General features: G+C 68.8%; 12 protein-coding genes and 1 pseudogene. 10 read left to right on the top strand and 3 right to left on the bottom strand.

Annotation, left to right across the window (positions count from 1 at the left end):
• Positions 1-176 precede the first annotated feature (176 nt).
• Positions 177-1,589, top strand: a complete 1,413-nt coding sequence (locus tag AC1DS6_RS00485) for an aminotransferase-like domain-containing protein (protein WP_441628004.1) — start codon at positions 177-179, stop codon at positions 1,587-1,589.
• 20 nt (positions 1,590-1,609) lie between these two features.
• Here AC1DS6_RS00485 and AC1DS6_RS00480 read toward each other — a convergent pair whose 3' ends face one another.
• Positions 1,610-3,136, bottom strand: coding sequence for an ABC transporter permease/substrate-binding protein (locus AC1DS6_RS00480; RefSeq protein ID WP_477101769.1), 1,527 nt, complete (start codon positions 3,134-3,136; stop codon positions 1,610-1,612).
• 348 nt (positions 3,137-3,484) lie between these two features.
• Here AC1DS6_RS00480 and AC1DS6_RS00475 point away from each other — a divergent pair, with 348 nt between their 5' ends.
• From AC1DS6_RS00475 to AC1DS6_RS00435, 9 genes and pseudogenes are all read left to right on the top strand, one after another.
• Entirely contained in the window at positions 3,485-4,510 is a 1,026-nt protein-coding gene (locus AC1DS6_RS00475) for a LysR family transcriptional regulator (protein WP_477101702.1), read from the top strand.
• Complete coding sequence (locus AC1DS6_RS00470) at positions 4,507-6,018, top strand: NAD(P)-binding domain-containing protein (protein WP_441628008.1); 1,512 nt, start codon at positions 4,507-4,509, stop codon at positions 6,016-6,018. Before AC1DS6_RS00475 ends, AC1DS6_RS00470 begins: the two co-directional genes overlap by 4 nt.
• The gene (locus AC1DS6_RS00465; protein WP_441628010.1) at positions 6,015-7,001 is read left to right on the top strand and encodes an ABC transporter permease; all 987 of its coding nucleotides are present in this window, start codon (positions 6,015-6,017) and stop codon (positions 6,999-7,001) included. The genes AC1DS6_RS00470 and AC1DS6_RS00465 overlap by 4 nt, the downstream gene beginning before the upstream one ends.
• Complete coding sequence (locus AC1DS6_RS00460; RefSeq protein WP_441628012.1) at positions 6,998-7,930, top strand: ABC transporter permease; 933 nt, start codon at positions 6,998-7,000, stop codon at positions 7,928-7,930. The genes AC1DS6_RS00465 and AC1DS6_RS00460 overlap by 4 nt, the downstream gene beginning before the upstream one ends.
• Positions 7,927-8,937, top strand: a complete 1,011-nt coding sequence (locus AC1DS6_RS00455) for an ABC transporter ATP-binding protein (RefSeq protein ID WP_441628014.1) — start codon at positions 7,927-7,929, stop codon at positions 8,935-8,937. The genes AC1DS6_RS00460 and AC1DS6_RS00455 overlap by 4 nt, the downstream gene beginning before the upstream one ends.
• Positions 8,934-9,980: an ABC transporter ATP-binding protein gene (locus tag AC1DS6_RS00450; protein WP_477101701.1), complete on the top strand. Its 1,047-nt coding sequence runs from the start codon at positions 8,934-8,936 to the stop codon at positions 9,978-9,980. The genes AC1DS6_RS00455 and AC1DS6_RS00450 overlap by 4 nt, the downstream gene beginning before the upstream one ends.
• Positions 9,981-10,038: 58 nt before the next feature.
• Complete coding sequence (locus AC1DS6_RS00445; protein ID WP_477101700.1) at positions 10,039-11,613, top strand: ABC transporter substrate-binding protein; 1,575 nt, start codon at positions 10,039-10,041, stop codon at positions 11,611-11,613.
• Between the two features lie 12 nt (positions 11,614-11,625).
• Entirely contained in the window at positions 11,626-12,957 is a 1,332-nt protein-coding gene (locus AC1DS6_RS00440) for an acyl-CoA thioester hydrolase/BAAT C-terminal domain-containing protein (protein ID WP_441628020.1), read from the top strand.
• 20 nt (positions 12,958-12,977) lie between these two features.
• Positions 12,978-14,098, top strand: a pseudogene (locus tag AC1DS6_RS00435) (CMD domain protein).
• A 95-nt stretch (positions 14,099-14,193) separates the two neighbouring features.
• Here the strand turns inward: AC1DS6_RS00435 and AC1DS6_RS00430 are convergent.
• Both AC1DS6_RS00430 and AC1DS6_RS00425 read right to left on the bottom strand, forming a co-directional pair.
• Positions 14,194-14,559, bottom strand: coding sequence for a cupin domain-containing protein (locus AC1DS6_RS00430; protein WP_441628022.1), 366 nt, complete (start codon positions 14,557-14,559; stop codon positions 14,194-14,196).
• 36 nt (positions 14,560-14,595) lie between these two features.
• A complete protein-coding gene (locus AC1DS6_RS00425; protein WP_477101699.1) occupies positions 14,596-18,537 on the bottom strand; it encodes an FtsK/SpoIIIE family DNA translocase in 3,942 nt (1,313 codons plus the stop codon).
• Between the last annotated feature and the right edge of the window lie 27 nt (positions 18,538-18,564).

The following is an 18,564-nucleotide window of genomic DNA, read 5'->3' as shown; positions in this document are numbered from 1 at the left end:
TGCCACACATCGCATGACCGTACGTCCGGGGGGCGGCCGACCGTGCAACGGCATGGCTTTTACTAGTTACGGCGCATTATGGCCGTGGCTGGCAAGTAATAACAGAATCAGATCTGCGATAATTTTGCGTATCAGTTTGACGATCAGGCATTTGTAGACCCCTGCCCCCCTGCCCCATGAAGCGCTACGAAGAGCTGGCGGAAACGCTGGCCAAGGACATCCGCAGCGGCAACCTGCCGCCCGGCACCAAGATGCCGTCGATCCGCAAGACGGTGGCGCAGTATGGCGTGAGCCCTTCCACCGCGTTCCAGGCGTACTACCGGCTGGAGGAACGCGGGCTGGTACGGGCGCGCGAGCGCTCCGGCTACTACGTGACGGGACCGGTGGGGCGGCCGCTGCCGCAGCCGGCGGTGCGCCGCTCGCACCAGGTCTCGACCGACGTCGATATCTCCAAGCTGGTGTTCTCCGTGCTCGATGCCGCGCGCGATCCTCAGCTTGTCCAGCTCGGCTCGGCCTTCCCTTCGCCCGAGCTGTTTCCCTGGGAGCGCCTGGGCAAGTCGCTGGCCCGCGCCGGGCGCGAACTCGATCCCTGGTATTCCGTGAACGACATGCCGGCCGGGCATCTGGCCCTGCGCCAGCAGATCGGCTTGCGCTACCTTGGCGCGGGAGCCCCGCAACCCACCGAGGAAATCGTCGTCACCAACGGTGCGCTCGAAGCGCTCAACCTGTGCCTGATGGCCGTGACCCAGCCTGGCGACGTGGTGGCCATCGAGTCGCCCGGTTTCTATGCTGCCCTGCAGGCGCTGGAGCGGCTACGTTTGCGGGCCGTGGAGATCCCGGTGGATCCGCGCGAAGGCATCGACCTGGACGCGCTGGATGCCGCCCTGAAGCGCCACCCGATCAAGGCTTGCTGGTTCATGACGCAGTTCCAGAACCCGCTCGGCGCCAGCATGTCCGAGGGCAGGAAGCAGCGGCTGGTGGCTTTGCTGGCTCGCCACCGCGTACCGCTGATCGAGGACGATGTGTACGGCGAGCTGTACTTCGGCAACCGCTGCCCGCTGCCCGCCAAGGCCTTCGACCAGGAGGGCCTGGTCATGCATTGCAGTTCGTTTTCCAAGACACTGGCGCCGGGCTTCCGGGTGGGCTGGGTGGCGCCCGGGCGGTTCGGCGAAGCGATCCAGCGGCTGCGGCTGATGACCACGCTGTCGGCAGGCGTGCCGACGCAGGTGGCGCTGGCGGAATACCTGCAGAACGGCGGCTACGACAAGCACCTGAGGCGCCTGCGCCATCTGCTGGAGATGCAGCAGGGCCAACTGATCGCCGCCATTGGCCGGCATTTCCCCGAATCGGTACGCGTCTCCCAGCCCGCGGGCGGGTATTTCCTGTGGGTGGAGTTTGCCGAAGGCTTCGATGCGCTGGCCCTGCACCGCGCCGCGCTCGAGCATGGCATTGGCATTGCGCCGGGCCCGATCTTCTCGGCACGGCAAGGCTATCGCAATTGCATCCGCCTGAACTACGGCCACCTTTGGAGCGACGCCGTGGAAGCGGCCGTGGCCAGACTGGGCGAGCTGGCGAAGGCGCAATCATGAGCAGGCAGGGGCCCACCCGCTCAAGCGGCTGTCCCGCCCCGGCCATGCCTGCCCAGGTACCATTCCCCAAGTTCGAATCCCGCCTGCACAAGGAGCGCAAGCACCGCGGACGGGATGGCGCCCGCCATCAGCAGGACGTGATCATTCAGCGCGAGCCCGGTCGCGATGCGTTCCCCGTAGCCGCCGGCGCCGACGAAGGCGGCTATGGTGGCCGTGCCCACGCTGATGATGGCTGCTGTCTTGATACCGGCCAGCAGCACCGGCATCGATAGCGGGAGCTCTACGTAGCGCAGCACCTGGCCAGGCCTGAAACCCAGGGCGCGCGCGGCCTCGCACATCCCCCTGGGCACTTGCTGCAGCCCCGTCAGCGTATTGCGCACGATCGGCAGCAGCGCATAGAGGAACAGCGCCACCATGGCGGGCCATACCCCAATGCGCCCCAGCAGCGGAATCAGCAGGGCCAGCAAGGCCAGCGAGGGCACCGTCTGCAGCACGCTCACCGCCGCCATCAAGGCCTGGCCCAGCCGGGGACGGCGTGCGGCCACGATGGCCAGCGGCACACCCAGCACGGTGGCGGCGCCCACGGCGCCAAGCACCAGGGCCAGGTGCCGCCTGGTCAGGCGCAAGGTATCGCGGCCGAACAAGGTGGCTGCGAGTCCGGCGCGGGCGTCTGGCCGGGCTCCCGCTTCGGCGGAAGTCGCCGCGGCGCCGCCATTCGCCAGGAAGGCGTGCGCTACCGTGGCGAAGGATTGCCCGTCCAGTTCAGCCGCCGCGTTCATCGCGATCATGTCTTGCGCGTGTATCTTTCCCTCCAGGCGATTCAAGGCCTGCCAGGCCGCCGGAAAGCGCTGTGGCAGGTCGCGCCGGTACAGCACCACGGCGTCGTAGCGCGGGAAGTAGTGCCGGTCGTCGGTCAGCACGCGCAGCCCGTACTTGCGAATCTTGGCGTCGGTCGAGTAGATGTCGATGGCATCGACCTGCCCGTTGGCCAGGGCTTCGTAGGCAACGCCGTGATCCAGCCCCATGGGGCGCTGGCGCAGGCCATAGCGCTGCGCCAGCCCGGGCCAGCCATCCGCCCGGCCGAGAAATTCATGCGACAACCCCAGGCGCAGTTGCGGCTGCGCGGCCAGGTCTTCCAGCGCCGCCAGGCCAAGCTGGCTCGCCTTGGCCTCGCTCACCGCCAGTGCGTAAGTGTTCTCGAACCCGAGTGGAATGCCAGCCGCCAGGTCAAACGGCGCCAGCGCCCGGTTGATCTGTTCCAGGCTGGCGCCTGGGGGCAGCTTGAGGATTTCGCTGGAAACGGTGCCGGTGTAATCCGGATACAGGTCGATGCTACCGGCCTTGAGGGCTTCGAACACGATGGCCGTGTTGCCAAGGCCGGGCGTGTGTTGGGCACTGACCTGGACCGCAGCCGTCTGGGTAAGGATTTCCCCGAGGATATAGGACTCGGTAAAGCGCTTTGAGCCAACCCGGAGCGTGTCGGCGTACACCGTGGCAGCCGCGGCGAGCAGCGCTAGCCCGACCAGCACATGGCCGAGCACCGCCATGGTTCCCGGAAGCCCGAACCGATCGCCATGCGTGGCGCCCCGCGTGCAGCTTTGAAGGGGATTCAAATGATGCGCTCTCCTGTTGCATCGCCAGGCAGGCCCCGTGGCCTCCCGTGCCGACATGGTTCCCATCATACGTGCCTGGCACGGCGCAGGGCACACTCCCCGGTTCCGCACCGCTTGCCGGCATCGACACCCGTCCCGCCGTGCCGGGGCGACGGCGCGCCAGCCGCTCCTCTTCCCCCATGCAACCGCATGAGCACATATGAAAATAGTATTTGCAATCCGAATGCTGGCGGGGCGAGAATCCAGAAAACACATACATAGCATCAACGACATCTCGCCCCCATGGAAATCCGGCAACTGGAAGCCTTCGCGGCAGTCATGACCAGCGGCAGCGTCACCGCCGCGGGGCGCTTGCTGGGCCGTTCCCAGCCGGCGATCACACGCCTGATCCAGGAACTGGAGAGCGAGATCGGCTTTGCGCTGTTCGCCCGCAGCGGGCCGCGCGTCAGCCCCACCGAGCGGGGCTTCCTGCTGTACGAGGAGGTGGAGCACGCGCTGGTCGGCTTGCAGCAGATCCGGGCCCGTGCCGCTGAAATCGCCCGCGAGGAAAACCGCTCGCTGCAGATCGCCGCCACGCCGGCCCTGGCGGCGGGCCTGTTGCCCCTGGCGCTGGCCGGCAACCGGCCGGACCATGCCACCGCGGGCACCGGCACCGCCAGCCACATCCATATCAACAGCGCCTCCCCGGAAAAAGTCGTGCACTCGGTGCTGACCGGCGCGGCCGAGATCGGCCTGACCAGCCTGCCCCTGGAGCATCGCGGCGTCACCGTGCACTGGATCGGGCAGGCTGCCTGCGTGGCTGCGGTACGCGCCGACGATCCGCTGGCGGCGCTCGCCACCATCCCGCTCTCGGCCTGCAGCGGGCGGCGCATCGTCACCATGCAGAACCCCTACCGGCTACGCCGCCGCCTGGACGAGGCGTTTGCCCGTGCCGGGGTGGAGCCGGCCGCGCTGATCGACACCAATTCCTCGCTCAATGCGCTCACCGCCGTACGTGCCGGACTGGGGATCGCCGTGCTGGAGCCGGTGACAGCGCGCGGCGTGCCGCTGGCGGATATCGTGGTACGCCCCATTGATGCCGATATTCCTTTCTACTTTGGCGTGATCACCCCCCAGACCAGGCCCGCCAGCGCCGCCGTGCTGGCGCTGATCGACACGCTGGCCACCGCGGCACGCCACTTGCTGCCCGATTTCACCCAGCGCGGCCCGGAACAGCACGGCGCGCTGCTGCAAGCGCTTTATGGCGACGCCGCGGCCACCGAGGCCGCCAACGGCGCCTCCCACGACACCGAACACATCGACCTATGAACTTGCCTGCCGAAGCCATCCCGGCCATATCCGCTGCCACCGCCGCCACCGCCGCAGAAGGCCTCGCCGCGCTGGAAGCGCGCTTGCGTCAGGACCTGTCCTGGCTGGAACTGCCCGCCAGGAACTGGACCGTTGCGCGCGCGCACGATGGCGAGCCGGTGCTGGATGTTGCGGTGATCGGCGGCGGCATGGCCGGCATGGCGGCAGCGGCTACGCTCAAGCACCTGGGCATCAACGCACGGATATTCGACCGCTCCCCGGCCGGCTTCGAGGGTCCCTGGGCCACCACGGCGCGCATGGAGACGCTGCGCTCGCCGAAGCAACTGACCGGCCCGGCGCTGGGCCTGCCCGCCCTGACTTTCCGCGCCTGGTTCGAGGCCCAGTTCGGTACCGCCGCCTGGGACGCGCTGGACAAGATCCCGCGCCTGCAGTGGATGGATTACCTGCGCTGGTATCGCCAGGTGCTGGAACTGGACGTGCGCAACGACCACGTGGTCGAGCGGGTGCTGCCGCGCCCCGATGGCCTGGTGGCGCTGGAAATCCGCTCGCCCGCCGGCGCGCAGACCGTGCTGGCGCGCCGCGTGGTGCTGGCCACCGGCCGCGACGGCCTGGGCGGCGCGCATGTGCCGCCCTTTGTCCAGACCTTGCCGCGCGAGCGCTGGGTGCATTCGAGCGATGTGTTCGACTACGGCACCCTGCGCGGCAAGCGCGTGGGCGTGGTCGGCGCCGGCGCCTCCGCCATGGACAGCGCCGCTACCGCGCTGGAAGCGGGCGCCGCCAGCGTCGACCTGCTGATCCGCCGCGCCGATATCCCGCGCATCAACAAGGGCAAGGGCGCGGGCAACCCCGGCCTCACCCACGGCCACCCCGGCCTGCCGGACGACTGGAAATGGCGCATCCGCCATTACATCAACGAGCAGCAGGTGCCGCCGCCGCGCGGCAGCACGCTGCGGGTGTCGCGGCATGAGAACGCGCGCTTCAACCTGGGCTGCCCGATCGAGCGCATCGAGCAGTCCGGCGACGCGCTGCTGGCGCATACGCCAAAGGGCGCCTTCGAGCTGGATTTCCTGATTGTCTCGACCGGTTTCCGCATCGCGCTGGAAACGCGCGAGGAATTCGCCGCGTTTGCCGGCCAGATCCGCTACTGGCGCGACCGCTACGCACCGCGGGAGGGGCAGGAAGACCAGGAGCTGTCGGACTCTCCGGACCTTGGCCCGGCCTTCGAATTCCTCGAGAAAGTGCCGGGCGCGTGCCCGGGCCTGTCGCGCATCCACTGCTTCTGCTATCCGGCAGCGTTGTCGCACGGCACGGTCTCGGGCGACATTCCCGCCATCAGCGACGGCGCCAGGCGCCTGGGCCAGGGCATCGCAGCCCTGCTCTACCAGGAGGACGTGGCGCTGCACTACGCCAATATGGAAGCCTTCGCCGAACCTGAGGTCTTCGGGGACGAGTGGGTGCCGGCCGGCCCGCCGCCGGCGATTCCTTCCGACGCGGCGAACGCATCATGAGCCGCTGGCCGCTCCGATGGCTGGCGCGCCGGCTGGCGCAGTCGCTGCTGGTCGTGCTGGCGATGACGGTGATCGTGTTCGCCGGGCTGCACGCGATCGGCAACCCCGTCGACATCCTGATCGGACAGGACGTGGACCAGGTCGAGCGCGCGCGCATCATTGCGCGGCTGGGGCTGGACCAGCCGCTCTGGCGCCAGTACCTGGCCTTCCTGCACGGCGCCCTGCGCGGCGACCTGGGCAACAGCCTGGTCTATAACGTACCGGCCATCCAGCTCATCCTGCAGCGGCTGCCGGCCACGCTGGAGCTGGCGGTGGCGGCGCTGTTGCTGGCCGTGCTGGTGGGCGTGCCGCTCGGGCTGTTCGCCGGCCTGTACCCGGAGCATCCACTGTCGCGCGTGCTGATGACCGGCAGCATCGTCGGCTTTTCGCTACCTACGTTCTGGGTGGGACTGATGCTGATCATGGCCTTCAGCGTGCGGCTTGGCTGGCTGCCTTCGGGCGGACGCGGCGCCACGGCCGAATGGCTGGGCGTGCCGTGGTCGTGGCTCACCGCCGACGGCCTGCGCCACCTGATCCTGCCGGCCATCAACCTGTCGCTGTTCAAGGTCTCGCTGGTGCTGCGGCTCACGCGCGCCGGCGTGCGCGAGGTGCTGCCGCAGGACTGGGTCAAGTTCGCCCGCGCCAAGGGCCTGTCGCCGCGGCGCGTGGTCCTCGGCCATGTGCTGCGCAATACGATGATTCCGCTGGTGACGGTGCTGGGACTGGAGTTCGGCTCGACCATCGCCTTCGCGGTGGTGACCGAGAACATCTTCGCCTGGCCCGGCGCCGGCAAGCTGATCCTGGACAGCATCAACGCGCTGGACCGGCCGGTGATCGTTTCCTACCTGATCGTGGTGGTGTGCCTGTTCGTCACGCTGAACCTGATCGTGGATGTTCTGTACAAGCTGCTCGACCCGCGCGTGCGGCTGGAGGCTGCCGCATGAGCGCCATCGACAACGCCGCCTCCACGGCGCAAGCCGATCCGCGGGCGCTGCGCCGGGAATCGCCCTGGCGCCGGGTGGCGGCGGACTTCTTTTCCTCGCGTACCGCCGTATTCGGCCTGGTGCTGCTGGCGATCCTGGTGCTGGCGGCGGTCTTCGCGCCGCTGGTGACGCCGCAGAATCCCTACGACCTGATGCAGCTCGACGTCATGGACGCACGCCTCGCGCCCGGCGCCGCGAGCGGCACCGGCACCTATAGCTACTGGCTCGGCACCGACGGCCAGGGGCGCGATATCTTCTCCGGCATCCTCTACGGCCTGCGCATCAGCCTGACAGTGGGCGTGGGTTCGGCGCTGATCGCCGGGATCGCCGGCACCCTGCTCGGCTTGCTGGCCGCCTATGCCGGCGGCCGCGTCGACAGCGTGATCATGCGCACGGTGGACCTGCTGCTGTCCTTCCCGTCGATCCTGGTGGCGATGATGATCCTGGCCTTCCTGGGCAAGGGCGTGCTCAATGTGGTGCTGACTCTGGTGATCCTGGAGTGGGCCTACTATGCGCGCGCCGCGCGCGGCCAGGCGCTGGTGGAGAGCCGGCGCGAATACGTGGAAGCGGCGCGCGGCCAGGGCATCTCCAACTGGCGCATCGTGGTCGGCCATATCCTGCCGAACTGCCTGCCGCCGCTGATCGTGATCGGCTCGCTGCAGGTGGCCCGCGCCATCACGCTGGAGGCCACGCTGTCCTTCCTGGGCCTGGGCGTGCCGGTGACGGAGCCCTCGCTTGGCCTGCTGATCGCCAACGGCTACCAGTTCATGCTGTCCGACGAATACTGGATCAGCTTTTTCCCCGGCATCGCGCTGCTGGTCACGGTGGTGGCCATCAACCTGGTGGGCGACCGCCTGCGCGACGTGCTCAACCCGAGATTGCAGAAATGACGGTGGCAAGCCGCGACAACACCGTGCCGACGCTGGAAGTCCGCCATCTGCGCACGCACTTCGAAACCCGCGCCGGCGTGCTGCCGGCGGTGGACGACGTCTCCTTCACCGTGCCGCGCGGCCGCATCCTCGGGCTGGTGGGGGAATCCGGCTCCGGCAAGTCCGTGACGGGCTTTTCCATCATGGGCCTGGTGGACGCGCCGGGGCGCATCGTCGGCGGCGAGATCCTGTTCCAGGGCCGTGAGCTCACCGGCATGCGGCCGGCCGAACTGCGCCAGCTGCAGGGCAACCGCATCGCCATGATCTTCCAGGACCCGATGATGACGCTCAACCCGGTGATGCGGGTGGACGCGCAGATGATCGAGGCGGTACGTGCCCATAGCCCCGCGAGCCACAAGCAGGCGCGCGAGCTGGCGCGCGACACGCTGGGGATGATGGGCATCCCCAGCCCGGAGGAACGCCTGCGCGCCTACCCGCACCAGCTTTCCGGCGGCATGCGCCAGCGTGTGGCGATCGCCATCGCCATGCTCCACCGGCCCGACCTGATCATTGCCGACGAGCCCACCACCGCGCTGGATGTCACCATCCAGGCGCAGATCCTGTCCGAAGTGCAGAAGCTGGCGCGCCAGCACGGTACCGCGCTGATCTGGATCACGCACGACCTGTCCGTCGTGGCTGGCCTGGCCGACGAGGTGGCGGTGATGTACGCCGGCCGCATCGTCGAGCAAGGGCCGGTCGATGCGGTGCTGGACCATCCGCTGCACCCCTACACCGCCGGCCTGATCGGCAGCTTGCCGAGCTTGAACAAGCGCGGCCAGCGGCTGCGCCAGATCCCCGGCATGACGCCCAACCTGCTGACGATGCCGCCCGGCTGCGCCTTCGCGGCGCGCTGCCAGCGTGTCTCCGAGGCCTGCCGGCAGGCACCGGCAATCACTTCGCCGGACGCATTGCGCCAGGTGCGCTGCTTCCACCCGGGCCAGCCGGCCGTCACCGCGGAGTTCGCATGAAGCCGACTGAACACGCTGCCGGCGAGCCGCCGCAATTGCCCGCCCTGATCGAGGCCAGCAATCTCGCCAAGCGCTTTGGCGAGCAGGCATCCGGCCGCTTCGACTATCCCGGCCGCGCGCTGCGGCGGCTGGGCTGGTCGGAACCGGCACCGGTCACGCACGCCGTGGATGGCGTCGACCTGCGGATCCGCCGCGGCGAGGTGGTGGGACTGGTCGGCGAATCCGGCTGCGGCAAGTCCACGCTCGGCCGCATGGTGGCCGGCCTGCTGCAGCCATCGGCAGGCGAGATTCGCGTGGACGGACTAGCGGTCGAAGGCCTTGATGCCAGCGCCCGCCGTGCATTGCGGCTCAAGATCCAGATGGTGTTCCAGGATCCCTACGCCAGCCTGAACCCGCGCTTGCGCGTGGACCGCATCGTCGGCGAGGGCGCGCGCCTGCACGGCCTGGTGGACGCGGCCGGCTTCGACGACTATGTCAGCGCGCAGCTTGAACGCGCCGGGCTGGACCCGGCCCTGCGCCAGCGCTACCCGCACCAGTTCAGCGGCGGCCAGCGCCAGCGCATCGGCATTGCCCGCGCGCTGGCCGTGCAACCGGAGCTGCTGGTGTGCGACGAGGCCGTGGCCGCGCTGGACGTTTCTATCCAGGCACAGGTGCTCAACCTGTTCATGGACCTGCGCGAGCAACTCGGCCTGACCTACCTGTTTATCAGCCACGACCTTGGCGTGGTGGAGCATGTGTCGGACCGCGTGGTCATCATGTACCTGGGCCGGGTCGTCGAGAGCGCACCCACGGAAGAGATCTTCCGCCAGGCCAGTCACCCGTACACGCAGGCGCTGCTGGCCGAAATCCCCCGGCTGGACTCGCGCCACAAGACCTTCACCGCCATCAAGGGCGAGATTCCCAGCCCGCTGGCGCCGCCGCCGGGCTGCCACTTCCATCCGCGCTGCCCGCATGCCATGGCGCGCTGCCGGACCGAGGTGCCACGCCTGCGCGGTATCGCAGTGAACCACTTCAGCGCCTGCCACCTGAACGACGGCGGCTGACACCAGCCTTGCTGCCAACGCATTTCCATTGTTCCCATCGCCCCGAGGAAATTCGCTTATGAAACGCCTGCTGTCCCTCTCGATCAGCACCACCATCGCGGCCATGCTGTGTGCCGGTGCCGCCTCCGCCCAGTCGCTGTCGATCGGCTTCGCCGATCCGCTGTCCTCGCTGGACCCGCAGCTCAACAACCACGCCGGCGACCGCTCCGTGGACCTGCACTTCTGGGACCTGCTGATCGAGAACAAGGACAACAAGCTGCAGCCGGGGCTGGCGCAATCCTGGAAGCCGCTGGACGACAAGACTTGGGAGTTCAGGCTGCGCCGCGACGTGAAGTGGCAGGACGGCAAGCCCTTCGGCGCGGAGGACGTGATCTTCTCCTACCAGCGCGCGCGCAACGTGCCGGGCAGCGTGGCTTCGTTCTCGGGGTATCTGCGCACCGTGGAATCGGTGACCGCCAAGGACCCGTACACGCTCGTCATCAAGACCAATATCCCGAACCCGGACCTGCCGCTGAACCTGGCCTCGATCCATATCGTCAGCAAGCATGTGGGCGAAAAGGCCAGCACCGAGGATTACAACAGCGGCCGCGCCGTGGTCGGTACCGGCCCGTACAAGTTCATCTCCTACACGCCGGGCGACCGCGTGATGATGGCGCGCAATGACGGCTACTGGGGCGGCAAGCCTGGCTGGCAACAGGTCAACTACCGCTATATCAACAACGGCCCGGCCCGCACCGCCGCGCTGCTGTCCGGCGACGTCGATGTCATCGACAAGGTCTCGGTGTCCGACCTGGCCAAGCTCAAGCAGTCGCCCAACGTCAGCGTCTTTCCCTATGCCGGCCTGCGTGTCATGCTGCTGCAGCCGAGCTTCAAGCCCGGCCCCAACCCGTACATCACGGACAACGCAGGCAAGCCGCTGGACAAGAACCCGCTGCTGGACGTGCGCGTGCGGCGTGCGCTGTCGCTGGCGATCAACCGCCAGGCCGTGGTGGGCCGCATCCTGCAAAACACCGCCAGCGTGGCCAGCCAGTGGATGCCCAAGAACACCTTCGGCTACAACCCGGAAGTCAAGGAGATTGCCTACGATCCCGAGCAAGCCAAAAAGCTGCTGGCCGAGGCGAGCTTCAAGGACGGCTTCAAGCTGACCATCCACGCGCCTAACGACCGCTATCCGCAAGGCCCCGAGACCGCGCAGGCCGTGGCGCAGTTCTGGACCCGTATCGGCGTCAAGACCCAGGTGGAAGTCGTGCCCTGGTCCGTCTATGCAGGCCGCGCCAACAAGAACGAGTACGCGGTCAGCATGCTGGCCTGGGGCAACGGCACCGGCGAGGCCAGCTATGCGCTGGTCAACGTCCTGGCCACCGTGGACGCCAAGAAGGGCCTGGGCGCCTCCAACTGGGGCCATTACAGCAATCCGGCGGTGGACAAGGCGCTGGACGAATCGACCGCGGAGTTCGACGCGCCCAAGCGAGAGGCCATCCTGCGCCGCTCGGTCAAGCTGGTGTCGGACGACGTGGGTGTGCTGCCGCTGTTCCACTACCAGAATATCTGGGCCGCCAGGAAGGGCCTGAAGGTGGCGCCGATGACCAGCGACCGCACCGCGGCGATGATGGTCACGCGCGACGCCAAGTAAGGCGGAGCGGATATGGCATTGCTTACCATCACGCCAGCCGACGGCCTGATCGACGTTCCCCGCCGGATCGCCGTGTCGGGCCTGTGCCCCGGCGAAATCGCCGCCATCTCCACACGCACGCTGCGCGGCCGGGAGATTCCCTGGGCAAGCGAGGCGGTGTTCGTGGCGGACGCCGCCGGCACGGTCGACCTGGAACGCGACGCGCCATCGTCCGGGAGCTACGCGGGCGTCAGCCCGATGGGCCTGCTTTGGTCGCAGCGCCCGGTCGACAGCGACAGCCGGGAGTCATTCCATGCGGATGCCACCCGCCCGCTCGTCACCGAGATCACTGTGCGTACCGGCGGCGGCGAGATGTGCGAGACGCGCGGCGAGCTGGTGCAGCGCCTGGCGGCCGCGGGCGTGACCCGCACGGATGTGCGCGAGGACGGCCTGGTCGGCACGCTCTACCTGCCACCCGGTCCGGGCCCGCATCCGGCGGTGATGGTGCTCAACGGGTCGGGCGGCGGCATCAACGAACCGCGCGCCGCGCTCTACGCCTCGCGTGGTTACGCGGCGCTGGCACTGGCGTACTTCAAGGCGCCCGGCCTGTCCGACTATATCTCCGGCACGCCGCTGGAATATTTCGAGCGCGGCCTGCGCTGGATTCGCGCGCGGGTCCGGCCGGCGCGCGATTTCATCGCGCTGTCAGGCCAGTCCCGCGGCGGCGAACTGGTGCTGCTGCTGGGCGCGACCTTCCCCGAGCTGGTCTCCGCGGTGATCGGCTATGTGCCCGGCGCCGTGGTGCACAGCGCGCAAAATGCCGCCGACCCCGCCATCGGCCGCGAAGGCCCGGCCTGGCTGCACCACGGCAAGCCACTGCCGCATGTGTGGGAGAACAACCGTACCGCGAGCTGGGCGCCCTTCGACGAAGGCCCGGCGCCGCACCGGCACGAACGCGCCATCCTGACCGCGCTGCAGGATCCCGACGCGGTGGCGCGCGCCCGCATCCGCGTGGAGGACATCCGCGGACCGGTGATGCTGCTGTCCGGCACCGACGATGGCTCCTGGCCCTCCAGCCTGTATTCGCGCATGGTGGCGGACAAGCTGGCCGAGGTCGGGCATCCGCATAACGTCGAGCATCTGGATTTCGAAGAAGCCGGCCATGCCATCCTGTTCCCCTATGTGCCGACTACGCAAATGGTCTATGCCCATCCGGTTTCCAGGCGGATCAGCACCACCGGCGGCACGCCGGCGGCCAACGCGATAGCGGATGAGGAGTCCTGGACCGGCGTGCGCGAATTCCTGGCCCGCGCGGTCGCCAGCCACGCCGGCCGTGCCAGCGTCACCGAACGACTAAACCCCTGAGTCAAGACAGAGAGCCCATCATGACCCAAACCAACACAGCCACCGCCGACTTGGTGGACCGCGTGGCCGGCCTTGCCGCCGGCTCCGCCACCCACGCGCTGCGCCACCAGCGCGACAAGGTCGCCGTCTCCACGCAGGGCAGCTACGACGCCCTGTTCGATCCCGCCCTGCCCGGCCTGGCACTTACCGAGCGTCTGCTGGTGGCGCTGTACGCCGCGCGCCTGACGCCGGCGCCGGAGCTGGCCGCGCATTATCGCGAACGGCTCGGCGAGGCCGGCGCCGATGCCGCGCTGGTCGCGATCGCCGGGCAAGGCGATCCCGCGTCGCTGGCCGATCCGCGCCTGCGCGCCATGCTCGCCTTTGCCCGCACGCTGATCGAAAACCCCGTGGCCGGCGACGAAGCTGCCCTCAAGACGCTGCCCGCCGCTGGCCTGGCCACGCCCGACGTAGTGACCCTTGCGCAGCTGATCGCATTCCTCTCCTACCAGGTGCGCCTGGTGGCCGGCCTGAAGGCCCTGAAGACACTGCAATCCGAGGAGGCCGCAGCATGAGCGCACCGATCAAGATCCAGGGCTTCACCAACGAAGTGCTCGACTGGAAGGCCTGGCTGGATGTGGTCCAGGTGGACCAGGCCACGCCCGGGCAGGTCGCGGTGCTGGAGGAAAGCCATCCCAAGGCCAAGGTTTCGGACTACTACCTGTTCCTGGTGCATCAGCCCGAGATCCTGCGCCAGCGCTCCACCGCCTTCAACGCCATCATGTATGCGCCGGGCGGCATGGCGCGCGCCGAGCGGGAACTGGCCAGCACGGTGGTTTCGCGGGTGAATGGCTGCGTGTACTGCGCGTCGGTGCACGCGCAGCGTTTCGAGCAGCTGGCCAAGCGTAACGACGTCATCACCCAGGTCTTCGAAGACCCGCACACGGCGGGCACCACCGCGCGCGAACAGGCGATTTCGCAGTTTTCCATCGAGCTGACCGAGCGGCCTGACGCGGTCAGTGCCGATAGCCTGCGCGCGTTGCGCGAGGTAGGGGTGAGCGATGCGGAGATCCTCGACCTGATTCACTCGATTGCGATCTTTGCGTGGGCGAACCGGTTGATGCTGAATCTGGGAGAACCGGTATTTCCGGTTGAGGGCGGCTGAGTCCGCGTTTCAGGCCGGCAGTGGGCCAGGAAGCTGGGCGGCGATGAGACCAGCTGGCTTCGGCCAGCGCTCCATTTGACGAAGCGCCCGGCGTCTCAGCCTTGCCCGGCCGGCTCGCAATGCACCGCGAGCCAGACCGTGGGCCGATCCGCGTCGGTCCACGCCACCCGATGCCGGCAATGCGCCGGCAGATGCAGCCAGTCGCCGGGCGCAAGCGCGCGCGCCGCGGCTTCGCCGTCGATATGCAGCCCCGCGCTGCCGCTCAGCAGCAACACCCATTCATCCTGCGCGCTGTCGTACCAGAAATCCGGCGGGCTGGCCTGACCGTTCGAGACGATCCGTTCGATCTTGAGGCCGGGCCGTTCCAGCAAGGCATCGAAGCGCTCGGCCGCGCGGTCGACCGGCACCTGCGCCAGCAGGTTGCCCTGCGGCACAGGCGGCGGGCTGGTCGTGGAATCCATCGCTGTCTCCCCTTGCACGTTGCGCGTTGCGTGCTTTCAATCGCCCGCGCCCGGCGCGAGCACATCGCGCGCGCCGTTGCGGCCCATCGGCGAAACCAGCCCGGCTACTTCCATCTGCTCGATCAGCCGGGCGGCGCGGTTATAGCCGATGCGCAACTGGCGCTGCACGGCCGAAATCGAGGCCCGGCGGCTGGTGAGCACGAAGGAGGCGGCTTCGTCGTACAACGGGTCCGCTTCCACGTCGCCGCCGCCTTCGCCGAACAGATCCGCGGCGGCGGCCTCGCCTGGGTCGCCCGCGAGGATGGCTTCATCGTAGTCGGGCTCGCCGAACTGCTTCCAGTGCTCCACCACGCGGTGCACTTCGTCGTCGGCCACAAAGGCGCCGTGCACTCGCTGCGGATAGCCGGTACCCGGCGGCAGGAACAGCATGTCGCCCTGCCCCAGCAGGCTTTCCGCGCCCATCTGGTCGAGAATGGTGCGCGAGTCGATCTTGGACGAGACCTGGAAGGCCACCCGGGTCGGGATATTGGCCTTGATCAGGCCGGTGATCACGTCCACCGACGGCCGCTGCGTGGCCAGGATCAGGTGGATGCCGGCCGCGCGCGCTTTCTGCGCCAGCCGCGCGATCAGCTCTTCGATCTTCTTGCCGGCCACCATCATCAGGTCGGCCAGTTCGTCGATCACCACCACGATCAGCGGCAGCGTGCGCAGGGGCTCGGGCGCGTCGGGCGTCAGCGAGAACGGATTGGACACGTGCTCGCCCACGGCCTCGGCGGCACGGATCTTCTGGTTGAAGCCGGCCAGGTTGCGCACGCCCAGCGCCGACATCAGGCGATAGCGCTTCTCCATTTCGCCCACGCACCAGTTGAGCGCGTGCGCGGCCTGCTTCATATCGGTCACCACCGGCGCGAGCAGGTGGGGAATGCCCTCGTAGACCGACAGTTCCAGCATCTTGGGGTCGATCATGATCAGCCGCACATCGTCCGGCGTGGCCTTGTACAGCAGGGACAGGATCATGGCGTTGACCGCCACGGACTTGCCCGAGCCGGTGGTGCCAGCCACCAGCAAGTGCGGCGCGCGCGCGAGATCGGTCACCACCGGGTTGCCGGTGATGTCCTTCCCCATAGCCAGCACCAGGTTCGAGTTGTGTCCGAGGAAGGATGACGCGGCCACGATCTCCGACAGGCGGATCATCTGCCGCCGCGCGTTGGGCAGCTCCAGCCCCATGCAGGTCTTGCCGGGGATGGTTTCCACCACGCGGATCGAGGTCACGCCCAGCGCGCGCGCCAGGTCCTTCATCAGCCCCACCACCTGCGCGCCGCGCACGCCCATGGCGGGATCCACCTCGAAGCGCGTGATCACCGGACCGGCCGATGCGCCTACCACCGAGACCGGCACCTTGAACTCCGCCAGACGCTGCGCGATCAGGTTGCCGGTTTCCTGCAGGCGTTCCTCGGTAACCTGCTCGACATCGGCCGTGGCGGCTTCCAGCAGGGCGAGGTCCGGCAGGCGGTAGTCCGAGATGCGCGCGGGCGCCGGCGTGACGGCGATGGCCAGGGATGCCGGCATTGCCGTTGCCACGGGAGCCGCCGCCGCTGCGCCCGGCACGGGGTCAAGGGCCACGACTTTACCGACCACGGCCTGCAGCACGATGCGCGGCTTGGGCGCTGGCGCGGCGGGGGCCGCTTCCGGCAATAGCGGTGGCTCCGAGGCGGTGGCACCGTCCGCCACCGGAGCGGGGACGTTGTCCTCGCCGCGGGGCTCGATCAGCAGGTTGGCGTCGAGAACGCTATCGGCGATCTCTTCCAGTGGGGCATCGGCTTCGGGCTGGGCCGCGGCGCTGGTTTGCGGCTCGGCTTCGACCGCGACCTCTGCCTGAGCTTCGGCTACGGGCTCGGCTCCGGCTTCAGGCTGGATTGCGACCATGGCTGCGGCATCGGCCTGCGGCTCGGCTTCGACAGCAACTTCTGCCTGGGCTTCGGCTACAGGCTCGGCTTCGGCTACAGGCTGGACTGCGACCACGGCTGTGGCATCGGCTTGCGGCTCGGCTTCGACCGCAGGTTCTGCCTGAGCTTCGGCTTCAGGCTCGGCTCCGGCTTCAGGCTGGACTGCGACCACGGCTGCGGCATCGATTTGCGGATCGGCTTCGATCGCAGCTTCTGCCCGGGCCTCGGCTACAGGCTCGGCTCCGGCTTCAGGCTGGACTGCGATCACGGCTGCGGCATCGGTTTGCGGATCGGCTTCGATCGCAGCTTCTGCCCGGGCCTCGGCTACAGGTTCGGCTCCGGCTTCAGGCTGGACCGCGACCACGGCTGCGGTATCGGTTTGCGGATCAGCCTCGACTGCAACTTCTGCCTGGGCTTCGGGCTGAACTGCGGCTACGACCACGGAATTGGTTCGCGGCTCGGCTTCGACAGCCACTTCCGCCTGGGCTTCAGCAACAGCGACAGCATGTCCGGCATCCCCGGCAACCGGCTCGGTGACGATTCCGGCGGAGGCTTCGTGCAACTCGTTGGACGGTACCTCGGCAGCGGCCAAGGCCGCTTCGGTGGCCACCGGATTGCTCACCGCGTCGATTGGCGCCTCGGCGGGGGCATCGATGGCGGCATCCGGCAATGGCGCGGATGCCGCCTGCGCCTCGGCCACAGCCTCCTGCGGCGACGACGCCGGCACGGCAGGCAACGCCGGCCGACGGCCACCAGCCAGTGCTTTCAGCTCCGCCATCAGCGCCTCGGCTTCCAGGCGGATCTCCTCCAGCGTCACGGATGGCGCATCGCCTTGCCTCGCGGCGTTCGCAAGCAGTTTGGCGGGCTCGGGAGTCTCGCCGGGCACGGTGGCGGCAAGTCCGGAGACCGGCATGGCGACGTCCTCGGGGGTCAGCACGGCTACCGTCTGCGGCTCCTCGGCGAGTACTGCGATGGCTTCCCCGGTTTCCAGCACGCCGGTATCCAGCGTGCCCGCCGACTCGGGCTGCGCGGCCGGCGCGTGCGCTGGCCGCGCCTGGGCGTCCGCGGGCGGCGGTGCCACGGCAGCGGTTGTCACGGTCGTTGCGGCAACGGGCTGGACGGGCCGCGCGTTGGCTTCGGGCAGCGTCGTAATCGTCGAGCGCGAGCCCATCTGCGGCTGGCGGAAGGGGCTGCTGACCACGGTCGCGCGCGCAGGCGTCGCCGCGGCCGGGCTGGTTGTGGCGCGGGCCTGCGTGGCCACAGCCGCCGCCGCGCTGGCTGCGGCAGCCGCGGACGCCGTCCGTGCGGCAGCCTGGGGCTGGGTGGCTGCCCGCGCCGGCGCGGGCCTGGCGGGGGAAGGCCTGGCCGCGGCGGGCGCGGACACCGGCGCGGGCGCTTCCGGCTTGACGGCTCCCGGCGGCCCGGCTTGCTGCAGCCAGATCTCGCCTGGCTGCGGCGGCGAATTACGGGTGCGCGCCGGCGGCTGCCAGACGGGCTGGCGCCGCGCCGAAACAGCTTCAATGCCCTTGTGGCGCGGTACATGGTCGGCCGTGCCCGGCGCCGCGGCGTGCATCGCGCCCAGGTGCGTGGTCTCCCAGTTGTCCGGCTCGCGCGCGGTACGGGCGGGGGTGCGCAACGGCGCGGGATCCGCCTCTTCCGGCTCCGCCATGACGGGCTTGCGCAGGAACAGGCTGCGCCAGGTTTCCCCGAACACCATCGGCGCGGCCAGCGCCAGCACGCCCAGCATCAGCAGCAGGCTTGCGCTCCAGCCGAACATGCCGGAAACCAGGCCGCCCAGCGCACGGCCGGCGCTGCCGCCGGACGTGCTGCCCGCCATGCCGGCCTCGCCCGCGGCCCCCGTCAGCGCTTCGAGCGAAGCGCTCGCGCACAGCACGATCAGCGTGCCGAGCCAGACCCGCAGCGTGCCGCGTCCGCTAAAGAAACGGCGCTCACCGGCAAGCAGGCGCGCCACCTGTCGCCACACCAGCGGCACAAGCCACAAGGTCGAAAATCCGAACCAGCCAAAACCCATTATCGAAACGCCATCATCTAATACCTC

It is taken from the genome of Cupriavidus sp. 05L310, from assembly GCF_056398185.1.
Note: the sequence above shows the minus strand (reverse complement) of the source record. Positions and strands in the feature narration are given on the sequence as shown.